3 protein-coding genes and 1 pseudogene are annotated in these 20,686 nt (G+C 71.4%); all 4 read right to left on the minus strand.

The window, feature by feature from the left end; all coding sequences use genetic code 11:
* Nucleotides 1–84: 84 nt before the first annotated feature.
* A pseudogene (locus DL519_RS50075) lies at nt 85–3,000 on the minus strand (condensation domain-containing protein); the annotation flags it as partial.
* On the minus strand, nt 3,000–18,854 hold the full coding sequence (locus DL519_RS17150; protein ID WP_190816260.1) for a non-ribosomal peptide synthetase: 15,855 nt from the start codon (nt 18,852–18,854) through the stop codon (nt 3,000–3,002). The gene DL519_RS17150 and the pseudogene DL519_RS50075, both read right to left, overlap by 1 nt.
* A gap of 199 nt (nt 18,855–19,053) precedes the next feature.
* Nucleotides 19,054–20,037 (minus strand): methyltransferase, encoded by a 984-nt coding sequence (locus tag DL519_RS17155; protein WP_190816262.1) that lies wholly within the window; start codon nt 20,035–20,037, stop codon nt 19,054–19,056.
* A gap of 21 nt (nt 20,038–20,058) precedes the next feature.
* Nucleotides 20,059–20,676, minus strand: a complete 618-nt coding sequence (locus DL519_RS17160) for a DUF6875 domain-containing protein (RefSeq protein ID WP_190816264.1) — start codon at nt 20,674–20,676, stop codon at nt 20,059–20,061.
* Between the last annotated feature and the right edge of the window lie 10 nt (nt 20,677–20,686).

Genomic DNA, 20,686 nt, shown 5'->3' on the forward strand with positions numbered 1-20,686 from the left:
GGCGGCCGGCCCGGTGCCCCAGTCCAGCAGCTCCCGATCGTCCTCTTCGGACAGCACCGCGAGCTGGCCCAGCGGGGTATCCGGCGCGGCCGAGGCCGCCAGCAGCAGTCGTGCCAGGCGGTCCAGCAGGAGCTCGACGCTGCGGCGGTCGAACAGGTCCGTGGCGTACTCCAGCACACCCCTCAGGCCGTCCGGCTCGCCTTCGGCGGTCCGGTTCTCCTGGAGGCTCAGCGCCAGGTCGAATTTGGCCACCGCCAGCCCAGTGCGCTCGACCTCCACCCGCAGGCCCGGCAGGTCGATCCGGGCGGTTTCGTTGTTCTGCAACACCAACATCACCTGGAACAGCGGGTGATGGGCCAGCGAGCGGTTCGGGTTGAGTACCTCGACCAGCCGCTCGAACGGCACGTCGGCGTTGGCGTACCCGGCGAGATCGGTCTCCCGCACCCTGACCAGCAGGTCCTGGAAGGCCGGGTCTCCGGAGGCGTCCACCCGCAGCACCAGCGTGTTGACGAAGAACCCGATCAGATCGCCGAGCCGCTCGTCCGACCGCCCCGCGACCGGGGTGCCGATCGGCACGTCCGTCCCGGCGCCGATCCGGGACAGCAGCGCGGCCAGACCGGCCTGCAACACCATGAACACGGTGCTGCCGGTGCTCCTGGCCAGCTCGACGACGCCGCGGTGCACGTCGGCGTCCCAACGCACCGGCACGAGGTCGCCCCGGTAGCTCGCCTTCGGCGGACGCGGGCGGTCGGTGGGCAGTTCGAGCCGTTCCGGCAGATCAGCGAGCGCACCGCGCCAGTAGTCCAGCTGCGCACCGGCGAGACTGTCCGAATCGTCCTCGCCGCGCAGAAGTTCCCGTTGCCACAGCGCGTAATCGGCGTACTGGATGGGCAGCGGTTCCCAACCCGGAGCGCGACCGGCGATGCGCGCGGCATACGCGGTTGAGAGGTCTCTGGCCAGCGGAGCCATCGACCAGCCGTCGCTGGCGATGTGGTGCACCACCAGGGAAAGCACGTGCTCGTCCGCTCCGACCATGAACAGCCAGGCGCGCACCGGGAGGTCGCAGGAAAGGTCGAAGACGTGCGCGGCGGTCTGCCGCAGCGACTCCGCCACATCGGCGGTGTCCAGCACGTCGAAGGGCACGCGCGCGTTCTCCGGAGCAAGGACGTGCTGGTAGGGCGAACCGTCCTGGTCCGGGAAAACGGTGCGGAGGGACTCGTGCCGCACCACGACGTCGTCCAGCGCCGCGCGCAGGGCATCGCGGTCCAGGGAACCGCTCAGCCGCATGGCGATAGACAGATTGTAGGTCGCGCTCGAACCTTCCAGCTTGGACAGGAACCACAACCGTTGCTGCCCCGGGGAAAGCGGCACCAGCTCCGGCCGCTCGGCGGGGGCCAGCGGCGCCCGTTCCGGACCGTCGGCGACCAGGCACTGCGCCAGCCGCGCAGCGGTCCTCGCCTCGAAGATCGTCCGGATGCCCAGTTGCACCCCGAAGGTCGCCCGGATCAGGCTGATCAGTTTGATGGCCGACAGCGAATGCCCGCCGAGGTCGAAGAAGTCGTCGTCGGGCCCGACCCTGGGCAGCCCGAGGATTTCGGCCAGCAGCCCGCAGAAGATGTCCTCCTGCGGGGCGTCCGACCGCCGCTGCGCGGGCCGTTCCTGGACCTCGGCGGCCTCCTGCTGCTCGGTGATCTCCAGCAGCCCGAGTTCGCCCAGCGGGCGGTCGGGCTGCCGGGCGATGGCGGTCAGCAGCGACACCAGGCGATCGGCCACGTCCCGCGCCGCGTCGGCGTCGTAGCGGTCGGGCCGGTACTCCAGCTCCATGTGCAGGCGGCGTCCCGCCATCCCGGCGACCAGCCGCAGCGGGTAGTGCGCGGCGTCGTACCCGCCCATCTTCATTAGGCGCAGCTCGGATTCCGAGGTCTCCCCCGAACCGCTCGGGTAGTTCTCCACAGTCGTCACGGTGTCGAACAGCTCGCCGAACCCGCTGATCTGGTGCAGCCGCCCCAACTTCAGGTGCTGGTGGTTGAGCAGCGCGGACTGCTCCTCCTGCAGGCGCAGCAGGTTCTGCACCGGCGAGGCGCCGAGGTCCAGGCGCACCCGCACCGGAATCGTGTTGATGAACATCCCGACCATGGTCTCGATGCCGGGTAACTCCGGCGGCCGGCCCGAGACCACCGCCCCGAACACCACGTCGTCCCGGCCGGTGAGCCGACTCAGCAGCAGCGCCCACGCGCCCTGCACGAGGGTGTTGGCGGTGATCCGGTGTTCGCGGGCGCGCTCGGTGAAGTCGACGGCGACCTCGTCGGGCAGGTCCAGCACGATGCGTCCGGGCAGCACCGGTTCCCGCTGATCGGCCGATGGCGACACCAGCGTCGGACCGGACAACCCGTCCAGCGCCGCGCGCCACGCCTGCTCGGAGACGCCTGTGTCCTGCCGTCTCAGCCAGGCCAGGTACTCGCGGAACGGGGTGACCGGCGGCAGCGTCGCGTCGTCTCCCCTGGTCCGGTAGAGCGTGAGCAGCTCGTCCAACAGCACCGGCAGCGACCAGCCGTCCAGTAGGATGTGGTGGTTGGTCAGTACCAGCCGGTGTTCCCGCTCGCCGATCCTGACCAGCGTGAACCGCAGCGCCGGCGGCTTGGTCAGCACGAACCGCCGGGCCCGGTCGTGGGTGAGCAGCTCGGTCAGCCGCTGCTCGCGGTCGGCCGGGTCGAGGCCGCTGAGGTCGGTCTCCGTCCACGGCACCTCGACCTCGCGGTGGACCACCTGGATCGGCTGGCCGTTCTTGCGCTGGCGGAAGCTGACCCGCAGGTTCGCGTGCCGGCGCAGCAGCGCGTGCACCGCCGCGCGCATCGTCGCCGGGTTCAGCGGGCCTTCCAGGTGCAGCACGATCTGCACGTTGTAGACGTCGACGCCCTGTTCCTCGGACAGGGCGTGGAACAGCAGCCCTTCCTGTAACGGCGAGAGCGCGAGGACGTCCTCCAGTCCCGAACGCTTCATCAGAACTCCCCCAACTCGGCTTCCAGGTCGTCGATCTCGTCCTGCGACAACTCTAGCGACAGGTCCGACGGCGTGTGCCCGCCGATTCCGTCGCGGGCGTGCGCGACCAGCGCGCGCAACGCCTCGAACCACGCTTCGGCCAGTGCGCGGACGTCGTCCTCGCCGTGGACCTCGCCGGCCCAGGACCAGGTGGCCGACAGCACCGGGCCGTCCGGGTGGTCCCTGGTCGTGGCGTTGACCTCCACGGCGTGCGCCAGCGGCATGCCCGCGTCGCGCGGTGCCGGAACGGGCTTGCCGCTCGCCGGTTCCCAGTCGCCCGCCGACGTCGCGGCGGGGAACCTGCCGAGGTAGTTGAACCCGATCTCCGGTGTCGGTGCGGCCAGTTCCGGGCCGAGGTCCGGGTGCAGATGCCGGAGCAGGCCGTGGCCGACGCCGTTGTCCGGCAAGGCCCGGAGCTGTTCCTTGACCTGCTTGAGTGCCTGCCCGATGCCGGAGTGGAACTCCTGGCGGTCCAGCACACCCGGGTCCAGCCGCACCGGATACAGGCTGGTGAACCAGCCGACGGTGCGCGAGAGGTCGAGCCCCGGCTCGATCTCCTCCCGGCCGTGGCCCTCCAGGTCGACCACGACGCTGTCGCCGTCCCGGCCCCGGTCCCGCCGCCACTGCGCGGCGGCCACCGCGAGGCCGGTCAGCAGAACGTCGTTGACCCCGGCGTGGAAGAGGGCCGGAACCGTGGTCAGCAGCGGTTCGGTGTATTCCGGCGGAAGCGTCAGCGTGCACTCCCTCGCCGTCGCCGCGACATCGCGTTCCGGGTCCAGCACGGGCACGTCCGCTGTCCGCTCCAGCATCTCGGTCCACAATGGAGCTTCCGGCTCCCGCTTCGCCACCAGCTCGGCAAGACGCTGCGACCACTCGCGCAACGAGGTCCCGACCGGGTCGAGCACGACTTCCCGCTCTTGGTCCAGCGCTTCCCAGCAGGCACGCAGGTCGGGTAGCAGCACCCGCCAGGACACACCGTCGACGACCAGGTGGTGCAGCACCAGCAGCAGCCATCCGCAGCGGTCCTCCCCGGCGTCGAACCACACCGCCTCCGCCATCGATCCCGCCCGTGGCGCGAGCCGCGACCGGGCGGCCTCGCCTTCCCGGGCGATGACGGCGTCCACTTCGGACTCTTCGAGCCCGCTGACGTCGACCGCGTGCACCGACACCGCATCGGTGCCGCGCGGGCGGACCGTCAGGGACCAGTCATCGTTCAGCCGCATCCGCAGGGCGTCGTGGTGGTCGGCGAGGGCGCTCAGGGCGGGTTCGAGGTGACGGCCCAGCCCGGTGGGCACCCGCAGCACGATCGACTGGTTGAACCCGTCGACCGGACCGCCGAGCCCGCGCAGCCAGTGCACGATCGGCGTCGCCGGGAACTCGCCGATCCCGGCGTCCGGGTCGGCGGGCGCGTCGACGACCTCGTCTCCGGCGGTGAGCGCGAGCGCGGCGGCCGTCTGGTGCCGGAAGACGTCCCGCGCCGAGATCACCAGACCTTGCCGGCGAGCGCGGCTGACCACCTGCAACGACAGGATACTGTCGCCGCCGAGCTGGAAGAAGCTGTCGTCGATGCCCACCGACTCCAGCCCGAGCACCTCGCCGAACAGCTCGCACAGCAGCTTCTCGCGGGGCGTGCGCGGGGCGCGTCCGGCGGCCGGCGCACTGTGCTCCGGCGCGGGCAGCGCCGCCCGGTCCAGCTTGCCGTTGACGGTCAGCGGCAGCTCGCCCAGCACGACAAATGCCGCCGGAACCATGTAGTCGGGCAGCTCCTCGGCGATGCCCGACCGCACCCGCACGATGTCGGCTTCGCCGCTGAACACCACGTACGCGGTCAGCCTGCGGTCGCCGGGCCTGTCCTCCCGGACGATCACCGCGGCCTGCGCGACTCCCGGCTGGCGCACCAGCACGGACTCGACCTCACCGAGCTCGATGCGGAAACCACGCACCTTGACCTGGTGGTCGGCCCGGCCCAGGTACTCCAGCCCGCCGTCGCGGTCGTAGCGGGCGAGGTCTCCGGTGCGGTACATGCGACCGCCCGGTGCACCGAACGGGTCGGCGACGAACCGCTCCGCGCTGAGCACCTGGCGGTTCAGGTATCCCCGCGCCACGCCGGCACCGGTCACGTACATCTCGCCGGACACACCGGGCGGAACCGGCCGCAGGTTGCGGTCGAGCACGTAGACGCCCAGGTCCGGAATCCGCGTGCCGATGGGGCTTCGGGCGTCCTCCACGCTCGCCGCGTCTAGCTCCGCGTAGGTGACGTGCACGGTCGTCTCGGTGATGCCGTACATGTTGACCAGTCGCGGTGCACGGTCGCCGTGCCGCCGGAACCAGCCCGCGAGCCGGGACGGGTCCAGCGCCTCACCGCCGAAGACCACCGTGCGCAGTGCCAGGTCCCGGGCCGGGTTCTCCTTGTCTGCGGCGGCCAGCTGGTAGAACGCCGACGGTGTCTGGTTGAGCACCGTGACCCCGGTCTGCTCCAGCAGGTCGAGGAACCGCTCCGGCGAGCGGCTGACCTCGAAGGGCACCACGACCAGCGAGCCGCCGTGCAGCAGCGGGCCCCAGATCTCCCACACCGAGAAGTCGAAGGCGTAGGAGTGGAACAGCGTCCACACGTCGTCCGGACCGAATCCGAACCAGTCCTGTGTGGACGTGAACAGCCGGACCACGTTCCGGTGCGGGATCAGCACGCCCTTGGGGCGGCCGGTGGAACCGGACGTATAAATGACGTAGGCCGTGTTGTCCGCGAGCAGCGGGCCGGTGCGGTCGGCGTCGGTGAGGTCGTGCGCGGGCCTGGTCGCCAGCTCCGCACGCACTTCGGGCTCGTCGAGCAGCACTCGCGGCACGTCCGTCTCCGGCAGGGTCGCGGCGGCGTCGGACGTCGTCAGCAGGCAGACGGGAGCGGCGTCGCCGAGCAGGTAGGCGATCCGCTCGGCCGGGTACTCCGGGTCGACCGGCAAGTAGGCCGCGCCGGTCTTGAGCACCGCCAGCACCGCCACGACCATCCACTGCGAGCGGGGCAAGGCCAGCGCCACCAGGCGCTCCGGCCCCGCGCCCGACTCGACCAGCAGCCGCGCCAGCCGGTTCGCCTCGGCGTTGACTTCGGCGTAGCCGAGTTCGGTTCCCTCGAACCACACCGCCGTCGCGCCGGGCGTCCGTGCGGCCTGCGCCTCGAACAGCGCGGGCAGGGTCACCTCGTCCGCCTTGGTGGTGGCCGCCCAGTCCGCGAGCACCGCCCGCTGTTCCTGCTCGGACAGCAGGGAGATCCGGCCGACCGGCGCGTCCGGGTCGGCCACCACCGCCCCGAGGACCGCGACCAGCCGCCGCGCCAGCGCGTCTGCGGTCTGGGCGTCGAACAGGTCGGTGGCGTACTCGATCGAGCCGTCCATGCCCTGCGGCGTGCCGTCCTCGGTCTGCCGCGCCCGCAACCCGAACGAGAGGTCCACTTTGGACGTGCTGCTGCTCACCGCCTCCAGCGCCACGGCCAGGCCGGGCAGTTCGAGCTGGCGCGTGGTGTTGTTCTGGAGGTTGAGCACCACCTGGTACAGCGGTGCGTGCGCCAGCGACCGCACCGGGTTCAGCGCGTCGACGATCCGCTCGAACGGCACCTCGGCGTGCGCGTACGCGGCGAGATCGGTCTCCCGCACCCGGCCCAGCAGCTCGCGAAAGCTCGGGTCGCCGGAGGTGTCGGTGCGCAGGACCAAGGTGTTGACGAAGAACCCGACCAGGTCGACGAGCGCGTCGTCGGTCCGCCCGGCGACCGCCGTTCCGATCGGGATGTCCTGTCCCGCACCGGAATGGTCGAGCAGCACCGCCAGCGCCGCCTGCAACACCATGAACACCGTGGTCTGCGACTCGCGGGCCAGTTCCTCCAGCGCGCGGTGCAGGTCACCGTCGATGGTCAGCGGCACCGTGGCACCGCCGTGCGTGGCCACCAGCGGGCGCGGGCGGTCGGTCGGCAGCTCCAGCAACTCTGGAGCACCGGCCAGCGCGTCCCGCCAGAACCCGACTTGCTTGGCCGACACGCTGTCCGGGGCGTCCTCGCTTCCCAGCACGCGGCCCTGCCAGAGGCTGTAGTCGGCGTACTGCACCGGCAGCGGCGCCCACTCGGGAGCGCGGCCGTCCAGGCGGGCGGCGTAGGCCGCGGACAGATCCGCCGACAGCGGCGCCATCGACCAGCCGTCACCGGCGATGTGGTGCAGCAGCAACAGCATCACGTGCACGTCGTCGGCCAGCGAGAACACCGTGAGCCGCACCGGAAGTTCGTCGTTCAGGACGAAGGGGTGGCCGACGGCGGCGTCCAGCAGCTCAGGAAGGAGCTCCTCGGTGGTCTCCTGGAAGGTCACCGGAACGTCGGCCTCGTCCAGAATCCGCTGGTACGGAACGGGATCCTGGTCTGCGGGCAGCGTCCGCAGGACCTCATGCCGGGCGACGACATCGCCGAGGGCCGCCGTGAGCGAGGCGCGGTCGAGCTCCCCGGTCAGCCGGAGGGCGAGCGGGATGTTGTAGGTGGCGCTCGGCCCCTCCATCTCGTGCAGGAACCACAACCTGCGCTGCGCGGCCGACAGCGGAATCCGCTCCGGACGCTCCTGCGGCGCGAGGCGTTCCCGCGCGCTGTCGGCGAGTTCCAGGCGTTCGTGAAGCCCGGCGACCGTGGGGCGGTCGAACAGCTCGCGCACCGGCAGCTCCCGGCCGAAGGCGGACCGGACGCGGCTGACCAACCGGGTCGCCAGCAGCGAATGGCCGCCCAACGCGAAGAAGTCGTCGTCGATGCCGACCTTCGGCAGGTCCAGCACCTCCGCGAACAGCCCGCACAGGATCTCCTCTCCCGCGGTGCGCGGCGCGCGGCCCGCCGCCGCGGTGAAGTCGGGTGCGGGCAGCGCCGCCCGGTCGAGCTTGCCGCTGTGGTTCAACGGCAGCGCGTCCAGCGGGACGAACGCGGCCGGGACCATGTAGTCGGGTACCTGGCCCGCGACGTGCGCCCGCAGTTCGTTGAGGTCGAGCGCCCGGGAGGGCACCACGTACGCGGCGATCCGGCGGTCGCCGGGCCGGTCCTCACGCACCACGACGGCCACCTGGTCTACCGCCGGATGGGTCGCCGTCACGGCCTCGATCTCGCCGAGTTCGAGCCGGAAACCACGCACCTTGACCTGGTCGTCCACCCGCGAGACGAACTCCAGTTGCCCGTCGGCACGCCACCGCGCGGCATCGCCTGTGCGGTACATCCTCTCGCCCGGCTTACCGAACGGATTCGCCACGAACCGCTCGGCGCTGAGACCGGGCCGGGCGAGGTAACCACGCGCGAGGCCCTGCCCCGACACGTACAGCTCGCCGGTCACGCCCGGCGGCACCGGACGCAGCGCGCGGTCCAGCACATAGACGCGGGTGCCGCGGATCGGGGTGCCGATCGGCGGCGTCTCGTCGTCGGCCAGCGGCGCGCTGGTGGAAACGACCACGGTCGACTCGGTCGGCCCGTACGCGTTGACCATCCGCCGTCCCGGCGCCCAGCGCCGGACCAGCTCCGCCGAGCAGGCGTCACCGCCGACGATCAGGGTGCTGAAGTCCGGCAGTTCGGTCACCGGCATGCTGGCCAGCGCCGCCGGCGGGATCAGCGCGTGCGTGATCCGGTGCTCCGCGAGGACATCCGCCAGTTCCTCGCCCGCCAGCGGTCCCGGCGGCGGCACCACCAGCGTCGCGCCGACCAGCAGCGACATGCACAGCTCCAGCATCGAAGCGTCGAAGCTCGGCGAGGAGAACTGCAGCACCCGGCTGATCCGGTCGACGGCGAACCGCTCGACCTCGGAGGCGGAGAAGGTGGCGATGCCGTGGTGCGGCACCAACACGCCCTTGGGCCTGCCGGTCGAACCGGAGGTGTAGATGACGTATGCGGTGTTGGCGGGCAGCACGGACCGCTCCGGCCGACGGTCCACTGTGGGCAGTTCGGCGGTGTCGAGCACCAGCGGGTCGGCGACCGGCAGGTGCGGCGCGATCTCCGACGTGGTGATCACGCAGGCGGGAGCGGCGTCGTCGAGCACGAACGCGATGCGGCCGGCCGGGTAGTCCGGGTCGATCGGCAGGTACGCTCCCCCGGCCTTCTGCACGGCCAGGATCGCCACCACCATGTCGGCCGAACGCGGCAGCGTCAGCGCCACCAGGCGGTCCGGGCCGATGCCGCGGCCGATCAGCTCGTGCGCCAGGCGGTTGGCGGCGCGGTCCAGCTCGGCGTAGGTCAGCGTGCGCTCACCGTCGACCGCGACGGCGTCGGGGTTGGCCTCAACCTGAGCTTCGAACAGATCGGGGAGCGTGCGCACGGCGGTGTCGTCGGGTGCTCCACTCCAGTCGGTCAGCATCCGGGAGCTTTCCTCGGCCGACAGCAGATCCACCTGGCCGAGCGCCAGGTCCGGATCGGCGACGACCTCGGTGAGCAGGCGGGCGAACCGGTCGGCGATGCCTTCGGCCGTCGAGCGGTCGAACAGGTCGGTGGCGAACTTGACCACACCCGTCATCCCCGCCGGAACGCCGTTGAGCCCGTAGGACTCGGTCAGCCCGAACCACAGGTCGAACTTCGCCGAACCCGGGTCGGGGCTGTCCACCTCGATGCTCACGCCGGGCATGCGCAGCCCGTCGATGGCCCCGGCGCGCTCCACCGTCAGCGTCACCTGGAACAGCGGGGCGTGGGCCAGCGACCGCACCGGGTTGACCGCCTCCACGACCCGGTCGAACGGGACGTCGGCGTGGGCGTAGGCGGCGAGGTCGGACTCGCGCACCCGCTCCAGCAGCTCCCGGAAGCTCGGGTCGCCGGACGTGTCGGCCCGCAGCACCAGCATGTTGATGAAGAAGCCGACGACGACGTCGAGCTGTTCGTCGCCCCGGCCTTCGGTGCCGGTGCCGATCAGGACGTCCTCGCCGACGCCGAGCCTGGTCAGCAACGCGGCCAGCGCCGCGTGCAGCACCATGAACACCGTCGTCCCGGTGTTGCGCGCCAGCACGGTCAGCTCGGCGTGGAGATCGGCGCCGAGCGCGAAGTTCACCCGCTCCGACCGCTCGGTGCGGTGCACGGTGCGCGGCCGGTCGGTCGGCAGCTTCAGCAGTTCCGGAGCACCGGCCAGGGTGGTGCGCCAGAAGTCCAGTTGCGTCGACAGCAGGCTGCGCGGGTCGGTCTCGGCACCCAGCAGCTCGCGCTGCCACATCGTGTAGTCGGCGTACTGCACCGGCAGCGGCTGCCAGCCGGGGCTGCTGCCGGACAGCCGCGCCGCGTACGCATCAGCGAGGTCGCGGCTCAGCGGCACCATCGACGCGCCGTCGGTGGCGATGTGGTGCAGCAGCAACAGCAGCACGTGCTCGTCCTCGCCGACCGAGAACAGCGTGACGCGGAACGGGTTCTCGGTCGTCAGATCGAAGGCGTACCGGGTCGCGGGCGGCAGCGCCGTCGTTAGTCCCTCGCGATCGACCTCGACGACGTCGACGTGCGGGACGACAGTGCCGGGAGCACTGGTCCGCTGCTCCGGCTCACCGTCCACATCGGAATACGCGGTGCGCAGCGGCTCGTGCCGGTCGGCGAGGTCGGTCAGCGCCGCGTCCAGGGCGTCGCGGTCAAGCGCGCCGCGCAGGTGCAGCACCAGCGGAACGTTGTAGGTCGGGTTGGGGCCCTCCAGCTTGTAGAGGAACCACAACCGCTGCTGGGCGAACGACAGCGGAACCCGCTCCGGCCGCCTGCCCGGCTTCAGCGCAGGCCGCCGGGCGCCCTTGCCCGCCAGCCGTTCGGCGAGCTTGGCGACCGTGGGCGCGCGGAACACGTCGCGTACCCGCAGCTCCGCCCCCAGCGCCGACCGGATCCGCGAGGTGAGCCGGGTGGCCATCAGCGAATGCCCGCCCAGGTCGAAGAAGTTGTCGTCGATGGTGATGTTGGGCTGGTCCAGCACGTCGGCGAACAGCCCGCACAGCAGCTGCTCCTGCGGGGTGCGCGGGGCGCGCCCCGTGGAGCGCGCCGCGATCTCCGGCGCGGGCAGCGCCTTGCGGTCGACTTTGCCGTTGGGCGTCACCGGCAGGTCGTCCATGCCGACGAACGCCGACGGCACCATGTAGTCCGGCAGTTCGGCCGCCACGTGCGCCTTCAGCCCGCCGGACTCGGCGACCTCGCCCGCCACCGGTACGACGTAGGCGACGATCCGCTTGTCGCCCGGCCGGTCCTCGCGCAGGATCACCGCGGACCGCGCGACCGAGAGGTGCCGGTCCAGCACCGACTCGATCTCCCCGAGCTCCACCCGGAACCCGCGGATCTTGACCTGGTCGTCGGCGCGGCCGGCGAACTCCAGGTTTCCGTCCGCCCGCCATCGCGCCAGGTCCCCTGTGCGGTACATGCGCGCACCCGAGGCGTCAAACGGATCGGCCACGAACCGCTCGGCGGTCACGGTCTGGCGCCGCAGGTAGCCGCGTGCCAGGCCGGGCCCCGCGAGGTACAGCTCCCCGACCACTCCCGGCGCGACCGGGCGCAGCGCGGCGTCCAGCACGTGCACCCGCGCCCCGGGGATCGGCCGTCCGATCGGGATGGACCGCCCCGGCTCCAGCGGGTCGCTGGCGGTGGCGCAGACTGTGGCCTCCGTCGGGCCGTATCCGTTGACCAGGCGGCGGTCCTGCGACCAGTACTGCACGACCTCGTCAGCCGGGGTCTCGCCACCGACCACGACGGTGCGCAGCGCCGGGAGCTCGATCCTCGGCATGCTAGCCAGCACCGCCGACGGGAAGAAGGCGTGGGTGATCTCCTGCTCGGCCAGGAACGCCGCTAGTTCCTCCCCGGACAGCCCACGCGGCGGGACGATCAGGCACGCGCCGGACAGCAGCGACAAGCACAGCTCGGTCACCGACACGTCGAAGCTCAGCGACACGAACTGCAGCACCCGGTCGCCCTCGTCGGCCGGGAAGTTCTTCCGCTGGTTGGCCACGAGCCCGGTGAGCCCGGCGTGCGAGACGACGACGCCCTTCGGCTTGCCGGTCGAACCGGACGTGTAGATCACGTACGCGGGGTGCGCGGTCGTCAGCGCGTGTGCGCGGTCGGCGTCGGTGAGGTCGGCCGACGGGAACTCGCCGGCGGTCTGCTCGTCGAGCACGAGCAGTTCGGCGTCCGGGAACCGGTCCGCCGTGGTCGCGTCCGCGATGACGAGCGCGGGTTCGGCGTCGTCGAGCATGAACGCGATGCGCTCGGCGGGGTAGTCCGGGTCGACCGGCAGGTAGGCGGCACCGGCCTTGACCACGGCGAGCACCGCCACCGCCACGTCCACCGAACGCGGCAGCGCCAACGCCACCAGGCGCTCCGGTCCGACACCTCGAGAGACCAGCAGCCGGGCCAGCCGGTTCGCGCGCTCGTTGAGCTCGGTGTACGACAGCTTCCGCCCCGCTTCCACGGCAGTGTTCTGCGGGGTCCGGCGCACCTGCTCCTCGAACAGCTCCGGGAAGGTCGACTGCGGCAGTTCCTCGGCGCCACCGCCGGCGAGCGCGCCGCGCTCGGACTCCAGCAGCACATCGAGATCGCGTACCGGCCGCGCGGGGTCGGCGACGACGTCTTCGAGCAGCCCGATGAACCGCTGCACCAGCGCGAGCACCATGTCGCGGTCGAACAGGTCGGTGGCGAACTTGACCTCCGCCCGGATGCCGTTCGCCGCATGCGCTTCGGTGAAGCTCTCGTGCAGGAAGAACATCAGGTCGTACTTGGTCGCGGCCAGGTCGACGTCGGGCTCGCTGACCGCCAGGCCGGGCATGGTGACGTTCGCGGTCTCGTAGTTCTGCACGCCGAGGGTGACCTGGAACAGCGGCGAGTGCGCCAGCGACCGGACCGGGTTGAGCACGTCCACCAGGCGCTCGAACGGCACGTTCTGGTTGGCGTAGGCGGCGAGGTCGGTCTCCCGGACCCGCATCAGCAGGTCCTCGAAGGTCGGATCGCCGGTGAGGTCGGTGCGCAGCACTACCGTGTTGACGAAGAACCCGACCAGGTCGTCCAGCGCCTCGTCGGTGCGGCCCGCGACCACGGTGCCGATCGGCACGTCGGTGCCCGCGCCCATCCGGTTCAGCAGCGCGGCGAACGCGGCGTGGGCGACCATGAAGACGGTGACGCCGTGCCGCCTGGCCAGGTCGACCATCGCGCCGTGCAGGTCGGCGCCGATGGGCACCGTCACCCGGTCGCCGCGATGGGTCGCGACCGCCGGACGCGGCCGGCCGGTCGGCAGCTCCAGCAGGTCCGGCAGTCCGGCCAGCTGCTTGCGCCAGTAGCCGAGCTGCCGCGACAGCTCGCTGTCCGGATCGGACTCCGCACCGAGCACGTCGCCCAGCCAGAGCGTGTAGTCGGCGTACTGCACCGGCAGCGGTTCCCACGCCGGGACCTTCCCGGCGACGCGTGCGGTGTAGGCGGTCGCGAGGTCGCGCATCAGCGGGGCCATCGACCAGCCGTCGCTGGCCAGGTGGTGCACCACCAGCGACAGCACGTGCCTGCTGCGGCCGACCGAGAAAACGCCCACCCTGATGGGAAGTTCGCCGGCGAGGCGGAACGGCCGGTGGCCGAACTCGGCGACCGCGTCGGCCAGTTCCTCCTCGGACACCTCCGCGAACGACACGTCCGGTTCGGCGTCGGCGACGACGAGCTGGTACGGGTCGCCGTCGGCCTTCGCCGGGAACTTCGTGCGCAGAACCTCTTGGCGGCGCACGACGTCGGCGACGGCCAGCCGCAACGCCACCGCGTCCAGCGCACCGGAAAGCTCCACAGAGGACGGGATGTTGTAGGTCGCGGCCTGCTCGTCCATGCGGTTGAGGAACCACACCCCGCGCTGGGCCGACGACAGCGGCGGGTGCTCCGGACGCGGCCGGCGCTGCGGCTTCGACCGGCCCGCACCGGCCGCGCCGAGCCGCTCGACGATCTCGCGCGGCGTGGCCGCCTCGAACACCTCGCGCACCGCGAGTTCGGCGGAGAACGCCGAGCGCACCCGGCTGACCAGCCTGGTCGCCAGCAGCGAATGCCCGCCCAGCTCGAAGAAGTTGGCGTCCGCGCTCACCGCGGGCAGGCCCAGCAGCTCCGCGAACAGACCGCAGACGATCTCCTCCTCCGGAGACCTGGCGGCCCGGCCTTGCACCGACGCGGTTGAGTGGTCCGGGGCGGGCAGCGCCGCGCGATCCAGCTTCCGGTTCGCGGTCAGCGGGAGCTCGTCCAGGACGACGAAGTCGGACGGAACCATGTAGTCGGGCAGCCGCTCGGCCACGTAGGCCAACAGCTCGGCGACGTCGAGAGCGCCGGAAGGCACCACGTACCCGACGATGCGCTTGTCCCCCGGCTGGTCCTCGCGCACGATCACCGCCACGTGCGCCACGCCGGGGTGGGAGCCGGTGAAGGCCTCGATCTCGCCGAGCTCGATGCGGAAACCGCGCACCTTGACCTGGTGGTCGACGCGGGCAACGAACTCCAGGTTCCCGTCCGCGCTCCACCGCCCGAGGTCGCCGGAACGGTACATCCGGTCGCCCGCCTCGCCGTGCGGATCGGCGACGAACTTGTGCGAGGTCAGCCCCGGGCGGTTCAGGTATCCGCGGGTGACCAGGTCGCCCGCGATGTAGAGCTCACCGGTGACGCCCGCCGGGACCGGCTGCAACGCCGCGTCCAGCACGTACATCCGGGTGTTCCAGATCGGCCGCCCGATGGTGATCACACCAGAGCGCACGTCGTCGCCGGGCTCGATGCGGTACTCGGTGCAGCCGACCGTTGTCTCGGTCGGACCGTACTCGTTGATGACGGTCGCCTGCGGGTGCCGGGCTCGCCACTCGTCGAGGACCTCCCCCATCAGCGACTCACCGCCGAGCACGAGCTGCTCGCTGGGCGAGTACTCCGGCGGCAGGGAGATCAGCAGCGGCAGGTGGCTCGGCGTCGCCTTGACGAACGTGGGCCGGACCAGCTCCTCCCCCGCGGTGTCCAGGTCGGTCAGGTGCGCGCAGCCACCCGCCGTCAGCGGGGCGAACAGGCCCGTCACCGTCAGGTCGAATGAGACCGGGGAGTGCACCAGCGCCCGCCCGGACACACTCTGGTATGCGTGCCGCGTCCACGCGAGGTAGACGTTGAGCGAGCGGTGCTCGACCACGACGCCCTTGGGACGGCCGGTAGAGCCGGAGGTGAAGATGACGAAGGCCGGATTCGATGTCGACGCGGGACCGACGGACCTGCGACCGGGCCGATCCTCCAGCGCGGCAACGGTTTCCGGGTCGTCGAGCACGATCCGCGGACCGGGGATCTCGGCTTCCACGTCGCCCCGGGTCAGGGTGAGCACCGGGTCGACATCGCCGACCATGAACGCGATCCGCTCCGCCGGGTAGGCCGGGTCCAGCGGCAGGTACGCACCGCCCGCCTTGAGCACCGCGAGCAGCGACACGACCAGGTCCAGCGACTTAGGCAGCGCGATCGCGACGAACCGCTCCGGACCGGCGCCGCGCTCGATCAGTAGCTCGGCCAACCGGTTGGCGCGCGCGTCCAGCTCGCCGTAGGTGAGGCTGCCGTCCCGCGCAACCACCGCGGTCGCCTGCGGAGTGCGATCGACCTGCGCCTCGATCAGCTCAGGCAGCATCGCGTCGATGACGGGGTGACGGGTGTCGTTCCACCCCACGAGCAGCGCTTCGCGCTCCTCCGGCGCGAGCAGGTCCAGGTCGCGCACCGGGCGGTCGGGCTCCCGCACCGCCGCCGCGAGCAGCCGGACCAGTCGGGCCGCCAGGGTCTCGGCGGTTGCCGGGTCGAACAGGTCGGTCGCGTACTCCAGCTCGCAGCGGAGCCCGCCCGCGGGCAGTTCCTCGACGAAGAAGCTGAGGTCGACCTTCGCCGCCCCGGTGTGCAAGCCCTCCTCCACCGCGACCGCCAGGCCCGGCAGCTCGTGATCGGTGCGCAGGGAGTTCTCGAAGGTCAGCATGACCTGGAAGAGCGGGTGGTGAGCCAGCGACCGGGCCGGGTTGAGCACCTCCACCAGCCGCTCGAACGGCACCTCCGCGTGCGCGTACGCACCGAGGTCCGCGTCGGTGACGCGCGCGAGCAGCTCGCGGAAGCTGGGCTCGCCGGACACGTCGGTGCGCAGCACCAGGGTGTTGACGAAATTGCCGACCAGCCCGGTCAGCGCCTCGTCGGTCCGGCCCGCGGTGGCGGTGCCGATCGGGATGTCGTCGCCCGCGCCCAGCCGCTTGAGCAGCACCGCCAGTGCGGACTGCACGACCATGAACAAGGTGCTGCCGTTGTCCCTGGCGAGCGCGGCCAGTTCACGGTGCAGGCCGGCGTCGACCTGGAACTCCAACCGGTGCCCGTTGTTGCTCGCCGCCGCCGGGCGCGGCCGGTCCACCGGCAGCTCGATCAGCTCCGGGGAACTGGCCAGCGAGTCACGCCAGTACGCGAGCTGAGCGCCCAGCGGGCTGGCCGGGTCGGTGACGTCACCGAGCACTTCCCGCTGCCACAGCACGTGATCGGCGTGCTGGACTGGCAGCTCGGGCCACTGTGGACGGTTGCCGCCGCGCCGTGCGGCGTAGGCCGTCAGCAGGTCGTCGAGCAGCGGCTGCTCGGACCAGCCGTCACTGGCGATGTGATGGGTCAGCAGCAGGAGCACGTGCACGTCCGGCTCGACTGCGAACAGCGTCGTGGTGAACGGCGGCCGGTCGAGGAACGAGAAATGCTCGGCAGCGGCCTTCGCCAGCGCGTCCGGCAGGTCGTCGGAGCCGACCTCGACGACCGCGGGTTCGACCTCGACCGAGTCGAGGATCCGCTGGTGCGGCTCGCCTTCGAGATCCGGGTAGATCGTGCGCAGCGGCTCGTGGCGGGCGACGACGTCGGTGACCGCCGCTCGCAGCGCGGACCGGTCGAGCTCGCCGGTGAGCCGCAGCGCGAGCGGGAGGTTGTAGGTGGCGCTCGGGCCCCGCAGGCGGTGCAGGAACCACAGGCCGCGCTGCGCGGCGGTCAGCGGCATCCGCTCGGGACGCTGCATCGCCTTGGTCTCCGGCCGTGCGGCGTCGGCGTCTGCCAGCCTCTGCGCCAGCTCGGCCACGGTCGGCGCCTCGAACAGCGCGCGGATCGGCAGCTCGACGCCGAAGCTCTCGCGCACCCTGGAGATCAGCCGGGCGGCCAGCAGGGAATGTCCGCCCAGTGCGAAGAAACCGTCATCGATGCCGACGCCGTCGACACCGAGCACGTCGGCGAGCAGGCCGCACAGGACGCTCTCGGTCTCCGTGCGCGCGGCCGTGCCGGTCGCACCCTCGGCGTAGTCGGGCGCGGGCAGCGCCCTGCGGTCCAGCTTGCCGTTGGTGGTCAGCGGCAGCTCGTCGAGCCGGACCAAGGTGCTCGGCACCATGTAGGCGGGCAGCCTGGCTTCGAGCAGCGCGCGCAGCTCACCGGTCTCGACAGGGGCGGCGGGCGCATAGTAGCCGACGATCCGCTGATCGCCCGGCCGGTCCTCCCGCACCACGACGGCGGCGGAGAACACCGAGGGGTGGCCGCCGAGCACCGACTCGATCTCGCCGAGCTCGATACGGTGACCGCGCACCTTCACCTGGTCGTCGACACGGCCGGCGAACTCAAGGTTCCCGTCGTCGTTCCAGCGGCCGAGGTCCCCGGTGCGGTACATCCTGGCGCCAGGCTCGCCGAACGGGTCCGGCACGAATCGCTGCGCGGTGAGCCCGGGCGCGTGGGCGTACCCGCGCGCCAGGCCCGGACCGGCGATGTAGATCTCGCCGACGACTCCGGGCTGAACGCTCCGCAGCTCGCCGTCGAGCACGTGCAGCCGCACGTTGTCCATCGGGCGGCCCAGCGGCAGCACCCCGGCCGGGACGTCGTCGCCGGGCTCGATCCGGTGTTCGGCGGCGTTGACGGTGACCTCGGTGGGACCGTATACGTTGAGCACCGTGACCGCGGGATGCCGCGACCGCCACTCCCGCAGCGCGTCGCCGAGCAGCGCCTCGCCGCCGAACATCAGCTCCCCGCTCGGGGAGAAGCTCTCCGGCAGCACGCCCAGCAGCGGCAGGTGACTCGGGGTCGCCTTGAGGAACGTCGGAGGCACTGCGCCCGACCACTCGTCCTCGGCGAGCGCGGTGACCCGGACGCAGCCACCGCTGACCAACGGCACCCACAGCGAGGTCACGGTCATGTCGAAGGAAACCGAGGAGTGCCAAAGGGATTCGCCCCGCACGCTCGGATAGGTGCGCATCGACCAGCCGAGGTAGTCGGTCAGTGAGCGGTGCTCGATCACCACGCCCTTCGGCTTGCCGGTGGAACCGGACGTGTAGATCACGTACGCGGGATTTCGTTCGTGGCGCACGACATCCGGGACCGTGTCCGGGTGAGCCTGCAGCGCCTCGGCCAGTTCGTCCAGCAGCATGGTCGTTCCCGCGAACGACTCCGGCACGCGGCCGACGGCCCCGCCCTCGGTCAGCACCGCGGCGGGAGCGGCCTCGGCCAGCATGAACGCGACACGCTCGACCGGGTACTCCAGGTCCACCGGCAGGTACGCGGCACCGGACTTGAGCACCGCGAGCAGCGCGATGACCAAGTCCGCCGACCGGTCGAGCGCGACGGCGACAACGCTCTCCGGCCCGACGCCGATCGACACCAGGTGGTGGGCCAGCCGGTTGGCGCGCGCGTCGAGCTCGCCGTAGCTCAATTCGACGTCCCGGAAGCGGACGGCCAAAGCGCCCGGTGCCCGGAGCGCCTGCTCGGCGACCAGCTCCGGCAGCCCCCGGTCGGGATCGACGGGAAGGACCGCACCCAGTCCCCGACGCTCTACATCCGAAAGATCGTCGGACCGGATCTCCACCTGGCTGCCACCCATCTTCGCTGACTCCTCAACTCGAATCCGGCCAGTACCACGTCCGGTCCCGAACGCACCGGGGGAACCTCACCGGTGGCGGCAGGCAGCGCGGCGCTACCCGCGATACGTGGTTCCGGCAGACGCCATTCAGCCTAAGAACGGGGTCCTTCGGTTCGTTATCGAAGCCATTTCTCCGCCCGCCGCGACGTCGAAATCCCGCTCAAACCGGCTGGAACCGCAGGATCGCCAGCTCGGTGTCGGCTGCGGTGTCGATCCCACCGAGCCGGAATCCCGTGCGCTCCGCCAGGATTTCCCACTCCTCGGCGGTTCGCTCCCGCCCGCCGACCACGGCGAGCATGAGCAGGTCGTTGAACACCTGGGGCCGCGGACCGGAAGCGGGCAGCACCCGGTCGACCACCAGCAGCTCGCCATCCGACCCGCAGGCCGACCGGCACGCCGCGAGGATCTCCTCCGCCTGCGCGTCCCGCCAGTCGTGCAGGACGCTCGCCAGCACGTGCACATCGCCACCCGGCACGGCATCGGCGAAAACGTCACCAGCCGCGAACTCGATCCGGTCGCCGGGGCTCAGCGGGGAGAGCTCCAGCACGTCGGGCAGGTCGAACAGTACGCCGCGCAGCTCCGGTCGGGTGGCGAGCAGCTGTTCGAGCAGTCCGCCCGTGCCGCCGCCTACGTCGACCAGCACTCCGGATGAAGGCCACCTCCGCGACAGGATCAGCGGCCTGTAAACCAGCTGCGCCCGTGCGTGCATGTGCAGGTGGAAGCCCCGCCGCTCCCGCGGGCGTTCGTTGAGCCGGTCGAACAACGGCGCTCCGAACACCTTCGGATAACAGGGCTCGCCGGTGCGGACGCTGTGCAGGAACTCCGTCCACGCGCCGAAGAGGTCGTTGTCGGCGAGTTCGGCCCGCAAGTTGCCTTCGACGTCACTGCGCAGCAGACGACCACCCGGCCGCAGCTCCCAGACATCCGGCTCCGGCTCGGCCAGGACGTCGAGTTCGACGGCGGCGCGCAACACCCGCGCCAGCGAGTCGCGATCCGCGCCGACCCCGGCGGCGAGCTCGGCCGTCGACCGCGTGCCGGCACCGATCGCGTCAGCGATCTCCAACGCGGACAGCACGTACAACACGCGCCCCGGCGCGGGATCGGCCAACCGCTGCAACCGCTTCGCTTCGGAGGTCAGGTCCATGTCGGTATCTCCCCGGGCCGCTCAGGCCGACGCCACCGCGCGGCCGGCCCCTTCCTCGGCCGCGTCGAGCTTGGCCGCCCAGCTCCCGGTGAGCTGGGCGGCGAAGATCCGGCGGAAGTGGCCGAGATAGAACACCTGCTCGGCGTCGGGCACGTGATCACCGCTGAGGAACGCCAGATCGGTCAGCACCATGTGCCGCATCGCCAGCATCGGCAGCGGCGCGGCGAGCGGGCGGAAGTCCACGTTGTGCAGGCCGGCGCCGGAATGGCCCGGCCAGAACTCACCGATCATCAGTCCGCGTTCGACGAACTCCGCCTTGAGCCCGATCTGCACCCGCTCGACCATCGTTCGCATCGCGTCGTCGGGCAGTCCGTGCGGGACGATCACCGTGGCCAAGTACATGCGCAGGTTGCCGACGCCCTCGGCCCGCTTCTCCAGCCCATCCCGGAGCTCCCGGGCGAGCCCGGCGAACTCCTCCTCCCCCGCGGTGGCGTCGAACGGGACGAGGTCGACCAGGTCCAGCCGTAGCGCCCGCGCCATGAACGGGCATACATCGCCCGCCCGCCCCAGATCCGGATGGGACATCACCAGGAATTCATCCATCCACTGCCGGGCCGTGGCCACCCGTTCGCTGGACATACCGCCCCTT

Origin of the sequence: Saccharopolyspora pogona (assembly GCF_014697215.1) — a bacterium.
Taxonomy (GTDB): domain Bacteria; phylum Actinomycetota; class Actinomycetes; order Mycobacteriales; family Pseudonocardiaceae; genus Saccharopolyspora; species Saccharopolyspora hattusasensis.

What these genes read in the sequence shown, in the direction of transcription:
- DL519_RS17150 (WP_190816260.1), bottom strand. Translation starts at nt 18,854, where the DNA reads ATGGGTGGCAGCCAGGTGGAGATCCGGTCCGACGATCTTTCGGATGTA.
- DL519_RS17155 (WP_190816262.1), bottom strand. Translation starts at nt 20,037, where the DNA reads ATGGACCTGACCTCCGAAGCGAAGCGGTTGCAGCGGTTGGCCGATCCC.
- DL519_RS17160 (WP_190816264.1), bottom strand. Translation starts at nt 20,676, where the DNA reads ATGTCCAGCGAACGGGTGGCCACGGCCCGGCAGTGGATGGATGAATTC.